This window comes from Parvibaculum sp., from assembly GCF_049651025.1.
Classification (GTDB): domain Bacteria; phylum Pseudomonadota; class Alphaproteobacteria; order Parvibaculales; family Parvibaculaceae; genus Parvibaculum.
In genome coordinates, this window is record NZ_JBASBH010000052.1 from 15,611 (window position 1) to 29,176 (window position 13,566).

The 13,566-nt window shown below is 60.7% G+C and carries 11 protein-coding genes; 6 read left to right on the forward strand and 5 right to left on the reverse strand.

The genetic code is table 11. The features are described from left to right. The first annotated feature begins 5 nt into the window (after positions 1–5). The 4 genes from secF (at position 6) to WA943_RS06655 (ending at position 3,016) form a co-directional block, all read left to right on the forward strand. Entirely contained in the window at positions 6–956 is a 951-nt protein-coding gene (secF, locus tag WA943_RS06640) for a protein translocase subunit SecF (protein ID WP_424469070.1), read from the forward strand. Further along, entirely contained in the window at positions 953–1,324 is a 372-nt protein-coding gene (locus tag WA943_RS06645; RefSeq protein ID WP_424469071.1) for an Mth938-like domain-containing protein, read from the forward strand. Before secF ends, WA943_RS06645 begins: the two co-directional genes overlap by 4 nt. 159 nt (positions 1,325–1,483) lie before the next feature. Next, a complete protein-coding gene (locus WA943_RS06650) occupies positions 1,484–2,086 on the forward strand; it encodes a urate hydroxylase PuuD (RefSeq protein WP_424469072.1) in 603 nt (200 codons plus the stop codon). A 69-nt stretch (positions 2,087–2,155) separates the two neighbouring features. Then, positions 2,156–3,016, forward strand: coding sequence for a phytoene/squalene synthase family protein (locus WA943_RS06655; RefSeq protein WP_424469073.1), 861 nt, complete (start codon positions 2,156–2,158; stop codon positions 3,014–3,016). On the opposite strand, the gene trmFO is transcribed toward WA943_RS06655, so the two are convergent. The 5 genes from trmFO to uvrA all read right to left on the reverse strand — a co-directional run bounded on the left by trmFO (position 3,017) and on the right by uvrA (position 12,649). Then, positions 3,017–4,411, reverse strand: a complete 1,395-nt coding sequence (trmFO, locus tag WA943_RS06660; RefSeq protein ID WP_424469074.1) for a methylenetetrahydrofolate--tRNA-(uracil(54)-C(5))-methyltransferase (FADH(2)-oxidizing) TrmFO — start codon at positions 4,409–4,411, stop codon at positions 3,017–3,019. A 149-nt stretch (positions 4,412–4,560) separates the two neighbouring features. Beyond that, complete coding sequence (locus WA943_RS06665; RefSeq protein WP_424469075.1) at positions 4,561–5,997, reverse strand: amidase; 1,437 nt, start codon at positions 5,995–5,997, stop codon at positions 4,561–4,563. Positions 5,998–6,008: 11 nt separating this feature from the next. Then, complete coding sequence (locus WA943_RS06670) at positions 6,009–7,436, reverse strand: amidase (protein ID WP_424469076.1); 1,428 nt, start codon at positions 7,434–7,436, stop codon at positions 6,009–6,011. Between the two features lie 62 nt (positions 7,437–7,498). Beyond that, positions 7,499–9,625 carry an alkaline phosphatase D family protein gene (locus WA943_RS06675; RefSeq protein ID WP_424469077.1) on the reverse strand — a complete coding sequence of 709 codons (2,127 nt, stop codon included), beginning with the start codon at positions 9,623–9,625 and terminating at the stop codon, positions 7,499–7,501. Positions 9,626–9,700: 75 nt separating this feature from the next. After that, the gene (uvrA, locus tag WA943_RS06680) at positions 9,701–12,649 is read right to left on the reverse strand and encodes an excinuclease ABC subunit UvrA (protein WP_424469078.1); all 2,949 of its coding nucleotides are present in this window, start codon (positions 12,647–12,649) and stop codon (positions 9,701–9,703) included. Positions 12,650–12,848: 199 nt separating this feature from the next. Here uvrA and WA943_RS06685 point away from each other — a divergent pair, with 199 nt between their 5' ends. Together WA943_RS06685 and ssb are read left to right on the forward strand one after the other, a co-directional pair. Beyond that, complete coding sequence (locus tag WA943_RS06685; protein ID WP_424469079.1) at positions 12,849–13,274, forward strand: VOC family protein; 426 nt, start codon at positions 12,849–12,851, stop codon at positions 13,272–13,274. Positions 13,275–13,341: 67 nt separating this feature from the next. Beyond that, on the forward strand, positions 13,342–13,566 hold a 225-nt coding region (ssb, locus tag WA943_RS06690; protein ID WP_424469080.1), incomplete at its 3' end, for a single-stranded DNA-binding protein.

The following is a 13,566-nucleotide window of genomic DNA, read 5'->3' on the forward strand; positions in this document are numbered from 1 at the left end:
AGCAAATGAGACGTTTGAAACTCGTTCCGGAACACACCACTATTCCGTTCGTCAAGTATCGCCACATCGCAATCGGCCTGTCGGTCGTGATCGTCGTGGTGGCATTCGCCCTGATGTTCACGAAGGGCTTCAACTTCGGCATCGACTTCAAGGGCGGCACGGTCATCGAAATTTCGACCCATGGCCCGGCCGATATCGCCGATCTGCGCACCCGCCTGAACAATCTCGGGCTCGGCGAAGTGCAGCTTCAGCGCTTCGGCGAAGACACCAACGTCCTGATCCGCATCGGCACCCAGCACGGTGAATCGGCGCATGATGGCGGCCAGGCGATCGTCAGCAAGGTAAAGGCCGAGCTTGGCGACAAGGTTGAATATCGCCGCGTTGAAAGCGTCGGTCCGCAGGTTTCCGGCGAGCTTATTCGTTCGGCGACACTTGCCGTGCTGATCGCGATTGGCGGCATGTTTGCCTATATCTGGTTTCGCTTCGAATGGCAGTTCGGCCTCGGCGCTGTGCTTTCGATCGTCCATGACGTGATGGCGACAATCCTTGTCTTCTCGCTGTTCCAGCTTGAGTTCAATCTGACGACCATCGCCGCGCTGCTCACCATTGTCGGCTACTCGATGAACGACACAGTCGTGGTGTTCGACCGCATGCGCGAGAACTTGCGCAAGTACAAGAAGATGGATCTCGGCGAGCTGATCGACCTGTCGCTGAACGAGACGCTGTCGCGCACCATCATGACCTCGGTGACGACGTTGCTTGCGCTGCTTGCGCTGTTCATCTTCGGCGGCGAAGTCATCCGCAGCTTCACCTTCGCGATGATCTTCGGCATCATCGTCGGCACATATTCGTCGATCTACGTTGCCGCGCCTGTGCTGCTTGCCATTGGCATCACGCGCGACTGGACGGTGGCGAAGCTCGACAAGAACAAGACGAGCATCGACAAGAAGGCATGATGAAACCGCGATTTGACGGACAGCCGCAGGTCGAGGCGTATGGCGACTTCGGCTTTCGGCTCGCCGGGCAACGCTTTGAAGGTTCGATCCTGCTCACCCCGCGCGGGCTCTATCCCTGGACGGTCGAGAGTGCAGGCGAGGCCGACGCCGCCTCATTTGCACCGCTGATCGAATGCGCCGCAGAGGTCGATTTTCTGATCGTCGGTTGCGGCAAGGGCTTCGCGCGATTCTCGAAATCCCTGTCGCTCTATCTGGCCGATTCGCGAATCACTCCGGACTATATGGACACTGGCGCTGCTTGCCGGACCTATAATGTGCTCCGGGCGGAGGATCGCCGCGTTGCGGCAGCGTTGATTGCCGTGGCGTGAGGCCAGCGCAAGCCGGAGTGCTTGGCTTTTCTTTCCGAAAATCCTAACTTCCCACCAAGGGCTGCGACTCCTTGTCTCGTGCGACAAGGCGCTGCCTCAAGGGGGCCGCAGCCATCAAGTGCCGCGACCGACATCGATTTATAACAAGGGAAACAACCCATGGCTGTCATCTTGACGTCGCTCAGGAATACGGTGATTGCCGGTTTCGTGCTGGCGCTGATCCTGCTGCTTATGTACGTGAATTTCGGCAACACGCTTGATCTCAACTTCTGGACCTTCATCGTTCGTTGGCTGCACGTCGTGTGCGGTGTCATGTGGATCGGGTTGCTCTGGTATTTCAACTTCGTGCAGATGCCGAGCATGCCGAAGATCCCGGACGATCAGAAGCCTGCCGTGAGCAAGGTCATTGCACCGGAAGCTCTGTTCTGGTTCCGCTGGGGCGCAATGGGCACGATCGTTTTCGGTATCGTTCTCGCTCACCTGAGCGGCTACCTCCTCGACGCCTATACGCTGGGTGCCTATGAAGGCTTTGCCGTTCCCAAGAACATCGCCATCGGTATTGGCATGTGGCTCGGCACGATCATGTGGTTCAACGTCTGGTTTGTGATCTGGCCGAACCAGAAGATCGCGCTCGGTCTCGTTGACGCCGCTGCCGACCAGAAGCCGAAGGCAGCGCGCATGGCGATGCTCTTCTCGCGCGTCAATACACTGCTGTCGATCCCGATGCTCTTCGCCATGGTTTCGGCGCAGAACATCTATTGATCGCTGCGAAGCGTTTGACGGGGCGGGGCTGTCGAAAGGCAGCCCCGTTTCCATTTGGACAAGAGTGCGATGAACGCAATCCCCCTCGATGAAAGCCTTGCGGCAAGCCTCGATATTGTGCGGCGGCTCGACCACGACCGTTACCTGACGGCGCTGCTCGCTCCGGCAGACCGGCGCGCGGCCTTGACCGCGCTTTATGCCTTCAATGCGGAAATCGCCCGCGTTCGCGAAACGGTGAGCGAACCGATGCTCGGCCAAATCCGGCTGCAGTGGTGGCGCGAAGCGATCGAGGCAATTCCGCGCGGCGACGTGCACGGCCACGAAGCGATTGTTGCGCTGGCCGGAACATGGACGGCGGACGAATTTCCAACGGCGAAGTTCACCGCATTGATCGATGCGCGAGAACGCGATCTCGACGACGAGCCTTTCGCGAATATGGCAGCGCTTGAGGCTTACAGCGAGGCGACGTCTTCAAACGTGATGGCCCTCGCAAGCCTGACGCTTGCGGGCGAAGCGGCGTCGGCGGCGCGTGAAAAAATCCGCCTTGCCGGGATCGCCTATGCCCTGACGGGATTGCTGCGCGCAATACCGGTGCACGCCTCGCACGGGCGCCTTTATCTGCCGCTCGATCTGCTTGGCCAATACAATGTCGATCCGCATCAGATTTTCGCGGGCGAAATGTCTGACGGCTTGCGCTCGGTCATGAATGAAGTGGCGACGCGCGCGCGCGCTCTGCTTAATGATGCGCGCAAAACCGGCGAGCCGGTGAGCAGGCGCATTCTGCCTGCGCTTCTGCCCGCATCGTTCTGCGACCGCTATCTCGATATCGTCATGGCGCCGGACTTCAATCCCTTTCAGGACAGAACCGAGGTTCCGGCCTTCAAGCTGCAACTGCGCCTGATGGGCCGCAAACTTGCCGGGCGCTTCTGATTATTCCGCGGCTTCAGCGCGCGGGTTGAGCCACGGCTCGAGATCGCGCAGCGCGCGCGACGTGTAAGCGCGTTTGCGTGCCGGGCCTTTGGCCTTGCCGCGCGGCCGCTTGCCATCTTCGTCGAGCGTCAGTTCCACTTCCGGGAAAAGTCCGAAATTGACGTTCATCGGCTGAAACGTTTCGGCATTGGCATCGCCCGTGATATGGGCGAGAAGCGCGCCAAGCGCCGTGGTGCGCGGCGGCAGGGACGGCGCACGGCCTTTACGTTCTTCGCTGGCAAAACGCCCGGCGAGAAGCCCCATCGCGGCGCTTTCGACATAGCCTTCGACGCCCGTGACCTGACCGGCAAAACGCAGGCGCGGATCGAGCTTCAGCCGCATCAAGCCATCGAGAAGCTTCGGGCTGTTCAGAAAGGTGTTGCGGTGCAGGCCGCCAAGTCGCGCGAACTCAGCGTTCTCAAGGCCGGGAATGGTGCGGAAGACACGCGTTTGCTCGCCATGCTTCAGCTTCGTCTGAAAGCCGACCATGTTGTAAAGCGTACCGAGCGCGTTGTCCTGACGAAGCTGGATGACCGCATAGGGCTTCACTTGCGGATCATGCTCGTTGGTGAGGCCGACCGGCTTCATGGGGCCATAGCGCAGCGTTTCCGCGCCGCGCTCGGCCATCACTTCAATCGGCAGGCAGCCTTCGAAATAGGGCGTGTTCTTTTCCCACTCCTTGAAGTCGCCTTTTTCGCCTTCAATCAGTGCGCGGATGAATGTCTCATATTGTTCGCGCGTCAGCGGACAGTTGATGTAATCCTTGCCCGTGCCGCCGGGGCCGACCTTGTCGTAACGTGACTGGAACCAGCAAACCGACATGTCGATCGAATCGCGATAGATGATCGGCGCGATGGCGTCGAAAAAGGCGAGTTCTTCCGCACCTGTGAGCGATGCGATCGCTTCGCCCAGCGCAGGCGAGGTGAGGGGGCCGGTTGAGACAATCACATTGTCCCATTCGGCGGGCGGCAACCCGGCCACTTCGCCGCGCTCCACGGTGACGAGCGGATGCGCGACAAGCTTTGCCGTGACGTATTTGGAGAAGTCGTCGCGGTCGACGGCGAGCGCGCCGCCTGCGGGCACCTTGGCGACATTGGCCGCTTCCATCAGAAGCGACCCCGCACGGCGCATTTCCTCGTGGAGAAGCCCCACGGCATTTTGCTCGGCATCGTCGGAGCGGAAGGAATTCGAGCAGACAAGCTCGGCAAAGCCATCGGTATGATGCGCGTCGGTTTTGACGACGGGCCTCATTTCATGGAGGACAACCGGCACGCCTGCTTGCGCAAGCTGCCACGCGGCCTCGGAGCCGGCCATGCCGGCGCCGATGACGTGAACGGGTTTAATGGTGCTGCTCATGGCCGCTTTGTAGCGCGAAGTGAGCCAAAGCCCAAGATCAAGATACCAGAAGGCTGTCATCCCGGGACTTGTTCCCGGGATCCAACGACTTCAGCAACGGGTTGAGAGGCCCATGGGTCCCGGGAACAAGTCCCGGGACGACACGGAAGCTATAGCAAATCCCACACCTTCGGCCGCCGGTCCTTCCACGGCTGCTCTTTCTCAAGCTGCGAGGCGAGGCGGAAGAGGGTGGCTTCGTCGGCGTAACGGCCGGTGAACATCATGCCGATCGGCAGTCCGCCGTCGCTGAGCCACAGGGGAAGCGAAAGCGAGGGCTGGCCGGTGAAATTGAAAGGCGGCGTGAACGGGAAAACCTTGCCCTGCCGCTTGTTGACCTCGCGCGGCTCCAGATGGACCGGATCGACATAGCCGATCTCGGGCGGCGGCGTGCCCATGACCGGCGACAGATAAACGTCGAACTCCTCGAAGGTCGCGAGGATCTTGCGATTGAGCAGGCGCAGCGTTTGCCAGCCCCACATGGCCTGATCGCCGGTGATCTTGCGGCCCGATTTCATCGCCGCCCATGTCAGCGGCTCAAGCTCGTCCGGTTCCGGCTCGCGACCTTTCTTGGCGATGAGCCGCCCCATGCCCGCGGCGAAGTTCGAGGCCGAGACCGCGCCCTGCGCCTGATAGAGCGTGTGGTAGTCGATGCCCAGACCACGCGGCACAAGCTCGTGGCCGAGTTGCTTCAGCATATCGACAGTGCGCTCAAGCGCGGCTTGAATTTCAGGATCGATGGGGCGACCGTTCGGCGTTTCGCTCGACCAGGCGATCTTGAGCTTGCCCGGCGATCTGGTGATCTCATCCATGTAAGGCCGGGACTTTGGCGGCGGCGCATAGGGCGAGGCGGGTTCTGGATAGCCGGTTGCGTCGAGCATGGCCGCGCTGTCGCGAACCGTGCGGCTGACGACGTGATCGACGCTGAAGCCGATGGCGCGATCATAATCGTCAGGCCCCTGAGGATTTCGGTCCCGCGTGATCTTCATCCCGACAAGGCCGCAACAGGCGGCAGGAATACGGATCGAGCCGAGGCCGTCGCTCGCATGGGCAAGCGGCACGATGCCCGCCGCAACGGCAGACGCTGCGCCGCCCGACGAGCCGCCTGCGATGTGGTTCGTGTTCCACGGCGAACGGCAGGGGCCGAGCAGGGCGGATTCGGTCGTGCCGGTGATGCCATATTCCGGCGTGTTGGTTTTGCCGACGAGAACGACGCCGCTGTCGCGGAAGCGCTTCACGAGCACGCTGTCGTGATCGTCCACAACATCGGCAACGAAGCGGCTGCCGCTGGTGCGCGGCCAGCCTTTGACCTCCGTGCCGAGATCCTTGATGAGAAACGGCACGCCCTTGAAAGGGCCGTCCGGCAAGTTGCCTTTCGCGGCGGCGCGCGCCTCGTCATAGGCTTTATGCACGACAGCGTTAAGCGCAGGGTTGTGCTTTTCGATGCGCTCTATGGCGGCGTCCACAAGCTCAAGCGGCGTGATGTCGCCCTTGGTGACAAGGCCGCCAAGAGCAACGCCGTCATATTTCGTGTACTCGGGAAAGCTCATGCCGTTCTCCCTCAGTTCCAGTTTTTTGGATATTTGTCTTTCCAGGGCCGCGCCGTTTCAAGCTGGGCAGCGAGGCGGAGCAATGTCGCCTCATCGCCGAACCTTGCCGAGAACATCATGCCGATGGGAAGCCCGTCCGCGGACCAGTGAAGCGGCAGGGAAATCGCAGGTTGTCCCGTGAGGTTCTGTATGGTCGTGAACGGTACATAATCCGCAAGCGGAAGAAAACCCATCATCGGATCGCGTTCGGAAAGATCGATCACGCCGTTGCGGATCGGCGGCGTCGCAAGCGTCGGCGTGAGCCAAACGTCATGGCTCTGCATGAAGCCCGCGACGCGGCGCGCCATGAGTTGCGACTTCTCGCGAAGCGCCAGGAATTGCGCGCCCGTTACCGTCTTGCCGATTTCGTAGAACCCCCAGGTGAGGCCTTGAAGCTCGTCATCCTTTGGCGGGCGGCCGCGACGCTCGGCTTCCGCTTCAATATCCCAGGCTAGATACGTCGCCCAGATGGGGAGGAAAAGCCCCGCCGCTTCGCCCGGTGCAATCGGCGGCGCAGTTTCCACGACTTCATGGCCGAGATCGGCAAGAAGTTTGGCCGTCTGCTCGACATCGGCGAGGCAATCCGGATGGAACTTCTTGCCGTCGAAATCGGTGGTGCTGAATGCGACACGCAGCTTGCCCGGCGCGCGTGAAATTTCGTCGAGGTAAGGACGCTCGACAGGCGGTGCATAATAGGGATCGCCAATATCCGGGCCTTGCGTGCAATCGAGCATGGCGGCGCAATCGCGCACCGAACGCGTCAGCACATGTTCGCTGCAAAGCCCCGCAACGACATCGCCGAAATCAGGGCCGAGCGGGTTGCGCCCGCGTGTCGGCTTCAGGCCGACAAGACCACAGGCAGAGGCCGGAATGCGGATCGAACCGCCGGAGTCGTTTGCATGCGCGATGGGCACAAAGCCGGCTGCGACCGCCGAGCCTGAACCGCCCGACGAGCCGCCCGTCGAATGGGCCACGTTCCACGGATTGCAGGCTGCTCCGTATAGGGCGGATTCAGTCGTCGGCAGAAGCGTGTATTCCGGAACATTGGTTTTGCCGAGTATGACGACACCCGAAGCCTTGAAGCGCGCGGCAAGCGTCGAGTCGTGCTTTGCGGGCTCGCCCGAACGAAAGCGCGAGCCGTCTCGCGTCGGCGTTCCGGCCAGATCGCCAAAGGCGTCTTTCAGAAGAAACGGGACGCCGTGAAACGGCCCCTTGGTCGGCGCCTTCGCCATGGCGCGGCCCTGCTCGTACATTTTCATGACGACGGCGTTGAGCGCCGGATTGTGCTTTTCGATGCGAGCGATTGCCTCTTCGGCAAGCTCCGAGGGCGTCACATCGCCCGATTTTACCAGCGCCGCAAGGCCGAGCCCGTCATAGGCAGCATAGTCGGAAATAGTCACGCGTAAGCTCCTCCGTTCAATCTGACAAAGAGCTTAGGCAGTGAGACGAGCAAGGCAAGGGGTCAGGTGGTGCTGGCCGTAAACGGGAAGGAGGGCACGCCCTCGAAAACAGGCTCGCTGAGCGACGGATCCTCACCCGGACCCCAGGGCTTGACCTCGAAACGCGTGCGGCGCAACACGGACGATCCCTGCGGCCCTGCGTCGTTCGATACGCTGCCGACATTTACGAGCTCGATCGTCATTTTGTCTTCGGTCACGGTCGCAAGCCCATAGCCATGCGAATTGGAGTCGACGAAAGAGAGGCCGGGACTGGCGCGCTCATTGCGGAACATGGCCCCGATTTTGGGCGAGTTGGTGTAGTTGGTGATGACGCCCGCGCGCAGACCGTTGACGACCGTATTGTTGAAGTTCTCGATGAACTTGCCGTCTTCCTCGATGAGGACCATCCGGCGGAAAAAAGCGCTTTGGCGCGATGCCCGCTCGGCGCCTGAGAACATGCTCCCCGAGCTGACCCCGGTCGTGACGAATTCGACGGCAGAAAAGGAGATCTTCTCCGCATCGGGATCGACGGGGAGAAGGCCCGAGGCATGCGTGTGATAGTCGCCCGCGCAAGAGACAACGTTGACGATCTTTTCCTCTTTCAGAAAAGCCATCAATTCGCGCAGCTCGCCGGGATAACCCTGCCATCCATCCGTACCGAGATAACCAGTTTCGAGAGCGGCGAAAGGCAGATTGGAAAAATCGAGACGCATGGAGAGGGCGGGAACGCTGTTTGCCCAGACACGCCAGCGCGCCTTCGAGTTTTTCATCGTGGCTTTGAACCACGCCTTTTGCGGGCCGCCCATATGCGTTCCCGGCGGCGCGGTGCGGCGCGGGTTCGGCAATTCGCGCCCTGCATAGGTGAGCTTTTCCGGCGGGTTTCCGCCTTGCGCGGTGCGTCCTGCATCAAGCAGCTTGACGAGGCGGACAGGCGGCATGGGCGAGCCCTTGATCAACGCCTTGACGTCTTCGCTCATCACAGGCGCGCTTCGATAGCTGCGCAAATCGGTGATGACGAGATCGAGCAGGCCGCCCCATGAGACGGTGCGATAAATGGTCAGGCTCGAAATGGCTTTGAGATTGTCGGCACCCTGATACAGAAGATTTTCGTCGGTCGTCCCCATCGGCGTGTTTGCAACCTTGGCGGGCCGGAAATCATGCGCGGCGGATTTGACGCCATCGACGGCAGGCGCATCGGAAAGCACGGCGGGAATATATTCAAACCACGCCTGATTGGCTGCGAGCTTGCGCACCTGCGCAGGGCTGCCATCGCCGAAATAGGTGTCGTGCGCCTGCCAGCAATCATTGGTGAATTCGTGATCGTCCCACGTATGGATAAACGGAAAACGCGCGCGCGCGGCCTGAAGGTCCGCATCCATCAGATAGGTCTTATAGAGGAAACGGTAGTCGGCAAGCGTCTGGGGCGATTGGCCGCCGGCCTGCCACCATGGGCGCGTGCCGTCCGGCACCCATGGCGCTGAACCGTCGGGCATCGGCCCGATGAGACGCGCAGGCTTCTCGTCTTCGGGCACGTCGCCGGTGTGCTCATAGATGAAGTCGCCCAGATGCAGCACGAATTCGATGCGGTCTTCAGGCTTTGCCGCAATGTCGTCATTCACGAGACGACGGAGCGCACTGAAAAAACCCTGCTCGTAATTCTGGCAGCAGAGAAATGCATAGCGCACGGGGCGGCGGCTGCCGGGCGGCGGCGCTGTGCGCGTACGACCGATGAAGGGCGAAGTGTCGCTGCCCGCGAAGAAGCGATAGTAATAATAGGTATCGGGTTTCAGTCCACGCAGCAGAACGCGGATAGTGTGGTCGGCCGCAGGATCGGCGCGCAGCAAACGTTCGACGACGAGCTTGGTGAAACCTTCATCCTCGGCGACCTGCACATAAACATCGATCGGCGCCTTGGCGGAAGGCTGCGGCTCATCAGAGCCACCGGCCAGTGGCGCGACGCGCGTCCAGAGCATGACCGCGTCGGGCTGCGGATCGCCGGAGGCAAGACCTTGTGGAAAATAATAGAGGCCGGGTGCGGCGCTGGCCCGGTTGAGGCTCGAGACAAAGGGGGCCGGCGACGCTGAAAGCGCGAAACATCCGGCCGTCGCAGCAAACAGCTTCAGAAACTCGCGGCGATCAAAACCGGCCATCTAGCCCCCAGATACGATTCAAGCCCCTATACCCGGCCTTTATAGGGGGTTTGACGGGCAGGGGGAACGGCCCGCCTACTTTGCGCGCGCTGCTTTTTTTGCCGGTTTCGCGGCGGGAACCGCCACATGGCCGGGCCGCCGTTTGAAGAGTTCGCGCAAATAGTGGCCCGTATAGCTGCGCGGCTCCATGGCGACCTCTTCCGGTGTACCCGCCGCGACGATCTCGCCGCCGCCATCGCCGCCTTCAGGACCAAGATCGAGAATCCAGTCGGCGGTCTTGATGACTTCGAGATTGTGTTCGATGACGACAACAGTGTTGCCCTGCTCGACAAGCTCATGCAGCACTTCCAGAAGCTTTGCCACATCATGAAAATGCAGGCCGGTCGTCGGCTCGTCGAGAATGTAGATGGTGCGACCCGTCGCGCGCCGCGCCAGTTCCTTGGCAAGCTTCACGCGTTGCGCTTCGCCGCCCGAAAGCGTCGTCGCCTGCTGTCCGACCTTGATGTAGCCAAGGCCGACGCGCTGAAGCACTTCCATTTTTTCGCGCACGGCGGGCACGGCCTTGAAGAAATCGGCGGCCTCATCAACGGTCATTTCCAGAATGTCCGCAATCGACTTGCCCTTGAACTTCACTTCAAGCGTTTCACGATTGTAGCGATGCCCGTGACACGCGTCGCATTCGACGTAAACGTCGGGCAGGAAATGCATCTCGATCTTGATGACGCCATCGCCCTGACAGGACTCGCAGCGCCCGCCCTTCACGTTGAAGGAGAAACGGCCGGGCTTGTAGCCGCGCGCACGCGACTCCGGCAATTCGGCAAACCAGTCGCGAATGAAAGTGAACGAGCCGGTATAGGTTGCCGGGTTCGAGCGCGGTGTGCGCCCGATGGGCGACTGATCGATGTCGATGATCTTGTCGAGATGTTCGAGGCCGAACAACTCGTCAAAGGCGCCGGGATGCTCGCGCGTATTGTTGAGACGCCGGGCCACAGCCTTGTAGATCGTCTCGATCAGCAGCGTGGATTTGCCTCCGCCTGAAACGCCCGTGACACAAGTGAAGGTGCCAAGCGGAATTTCGGCGCTGACATTCTTAAGATTGTTCGACTTCGCGCCTGTGATCTTCAGCGACTTGCCGTTGCCATCGCGCCGTTTTGCGGGCACGGGGATCTGGAGCATGCCGGTAAGATATTGCCCGGTCAGGCTGGCCGGATTTGCCATGATGTCTTCCGGCGTGCCCTCGGCAACAACTTCGCCGCCATGAACGCCAGCGCCCGGACCGATATCGACAACGTGGTCGGCGGCGCGGATCGCATCTTCGTCATGCTCGACCACGATCACCGTATTGCCGAGATCGCGCAGACGCTTCAGCGTTTCAAGCAGGCGATCATTGTCGCGTTGATGGAGTCCGATCGACGGCTCGTCCAGCACATAGAGAACGCCGGTGAGACCGGAACCGATTTGCGAGGCAAGCCGGATGCGCTGGCTTTCGCCGCCAGACAGCGTGCCGGAGTTGCGCGCCAGCGTCAGATATTCAAGGCCGACATTGTTGAGGAAATGCAGGCGCTCGCGAATTTCCTTCAGTACGCGCCCGGCAATCTCGTTCTGCTTCTGCGTCAAATGCTGCGACAGTTCAGAGAACCAGCGGTCCGCCTCGCGGATCGACATTTCCGTGACCTGGCCGATATGCAGCTTGTTGATCTTGACCGCCAGCGCTTCGGGCTTCAGGCGATAGCCGCCGCATTCATCGCAACGTGTGATGCCCTGAAAGCGCTCGATCTCTTCGCGCGACCACGCGCTGTCCGTTTCGCGCCAGCGGCGTTCGAGATTGGGGATCACACCTTCAAACGGCTTCGTCGTCTTGTAGGAACGCATGCCGTCGTCATAGGCAAATGTCACCGGCTCTTCGCCCGAGCCATGCAGAATGACGTCCTGCGCTTTTTTTGGAAGCTGCGCCCAGGGCACCGTGACCGAAAACTTGTAATGCTTGGCGAGGCTGTCGAGCGTCTGCGTGTAATAGGGCGAGGTCGATTTCGACCACGGCGCGACAGCACCCTGGCGAAGCGAAAGACCGTGATCGGGGATCACCAGATCGGGGTCCATGTAATGCTGCGTGCCAAGGCCGCTGCAAACGGGGCAGGCGCCAAACGGATTGTTGAAGGAAAAGAGGCGCGGCTCGATTTCGTCAATCGTGAAGCCCGAAACCGGACACGCGAAGCGCGACGAGAAAATGATGCGTTCCGGCTCCGCGCCTTTCTTGGCGTCGGCAAATTCAACCGTTGCAATGCCATCGGCAAGACCGAGCGCGATCTCGAAACTATCGGCAAGGCGGTTGCCAAGATCCTCGCGAACGACGAGGCGATCCACGACGACATCGATATCGTGTTTCAGCTTCTTATTGAGCGCAGGCACCGCGTCGATCTCGTGGAACGTGCCGTCCACCTTCACGCGCTGGAAGCCCTTTTTCTGCAGCTCGGCAAATTCCTTACGGTACTCGCCCTTGCGGCCGCGGATCATCGGCGCAAGGAGATAGAGGCGCGTTCCCTCCGGCAGCGCCATCACGCGATCAACCATCTGCGTGACCGTCTGACTCTCAATGGGAAGGCCCGTCGCAGGCGAATAGGGAACGCCGATGCGCGCCCAGAGCAGGCGCATATAGTCGTATATCTCGGTGACGGTGCCGACCGTCGAGCGCGGATTGCGAGAGGTCGTTTTCTGTTCGATGGAAATGGCGGGCGACAGGCCGTCGATCTGATCGACGTCCGGCTTCTGCATCATTTCAAGGAACTGGCGCGCATAGGCCGAAAGGCTTTCGACATAGCGGCGCTGACCCTCGGCATAGATCGTGTCGAAGGCGAGGGAAGACTTGCCCGAACCCGACAGGCCGGTAATCACGATCAGCTCGTCACGCGGCAACTCGATCGAAATATTCTTGAGGTTGTGCTCGCGCGCGCCCCGAACGGTCAGCATCTTTGCTTGTGGATCGCGGGCAGCAGAGCGGGCGGGCTTCTTGGCAGAGGCGCTCATAATAACCTTGATTAAGCTCTGGGATTGGCGCGACAGGCCGCGCCATGTCTGTTGCTCTCATGTATGGAGGCCGCGCGAAGCCGCTTCAAGTGCGGGGCAGGGGCGGCGCCAAAGATTTTATAGGGCGGTTCGACCCATCTTGCATTGAGTCGCTCCATATGAGAACAATAAGAGAACATGATTTGAAATGGAATGGTTAATGGAACCGCGCATCAGCCTCGTGACCCTCGGCGTCGCCGATGTGGCCCGCAGCCGGCGTTTCTACGAAGCCCTGGGCTGGAAAGCCTCAAGCGCCAGCGTCGAAAGCACTGCCTTCTTCCAGCTTGGCGGCATGGCGCTCGCTTTGTTCGGCAAGGCGGCCTTGGCGGAGGATGCATGCCTGCCGCCTGAGGGAACGGGTTTCGGCGGCATCACGCTTGCGCAAAACGTGCATTCGCCGGAAGCAGTCGATGCGTTGCTCATCGAGGCGGAGCGCGCCGGTGCGCGCATTCTGAAACCGGGACAAAAGGTCTTCTGGGGCGGTTATTGCGGCTATTTCGCCGACCCTGACGGCTATCCCTGGGAAGTGGCATGGAATCCGGGATTCAAAATCGAGGCGGATGGCAGCTTGCGGCTTCCGGAGTAGAGGCTGGTGGTTTAGGGTCCGCCGACCGAGTCTTGAAATTGCGATCTTGCGGCGAAGGAACAGAGTTATGGCAGGCAGCGTCAACAAAGTGATCCTGATTGGGAATGTGGGCGCGGACCCTGAAATCCGCCGCACACAGGACGGTCGGCCGATTGCCAATCTGCGCATTGCGACCTCGGAATCCTGGCGCGACAAGAATACGGGCGAGCGCAAGGAAAAGACCGAATGGCATCGCGTCGTTGTTTTCAATGAGGGCCTCTGCAAGGTCATCGAGCAATATGTGAAGAAGGGC

Bases quoted from the DNA above. Each gene is read 5' to 3' on its own strand.
- WA943_RS06685 (WP_424469079.1), top strand. From the start codon at position 12,849: ATGGAACCGCGCATCAGCCTCGTGACCCTCGGCGTCGCCGATGTGGCC.
- uvrA (WP_424469078.1), bottom strand. From the start codon at position 12,649: ATGAGCGCCTCTGCCAAGAAGCCCGCCCGCTCTGCTGCCCGCGATCCA.
- WA943_RS06665 (WP_424469075.1), bottom strand. From the start codon at position 5,997: ATGAGCTTTCCCGAGTACACGAAATATGACGGCGTTGCTCTTGGCGGC.
- WA943_RS06645 (WP_424469071.1), top strand. From the start codon at position 953: ATGATGAAACCGCGATTTGACGGACAGCCGCAGGTCGAGGCGTATGGC.
- trmFO (WP_424469074.1), bottom strand. From the start codon at position 4,411: ATGAGCAGCACCATTAAACCCGTTCACGTCATCGGCGCCGGCATGGCC.
- secF (WP_424469070.1), top strand. From the start codon at position 6: ATGAGACGTTTGAAACTCGTTCCGGAACACACCACTATTCCGTTCGTC.
- WA943_RS06655 (WP_424469073.1), top strand. From the start codon at position 2,156: ATGAACGCAATCCCCCTCGATGAAAGCCTTGCGGCAAGCCTCGATATT.
- WA943_RS06650 (WP_424469072.1), top strand. From the start codon at position 1,484: ATGGCTGTCATCTTGACGTCGCTCAGGAATACGGTGATTGCCGGTTTC.
- WA943_RS06675 (WP_424469077.1), bottom strand. From the start codon at position 9,625: ATGGCCGGTTTTGATCGCCGCGAGTTTCTGAAGCTGTTTGCTGCGACG.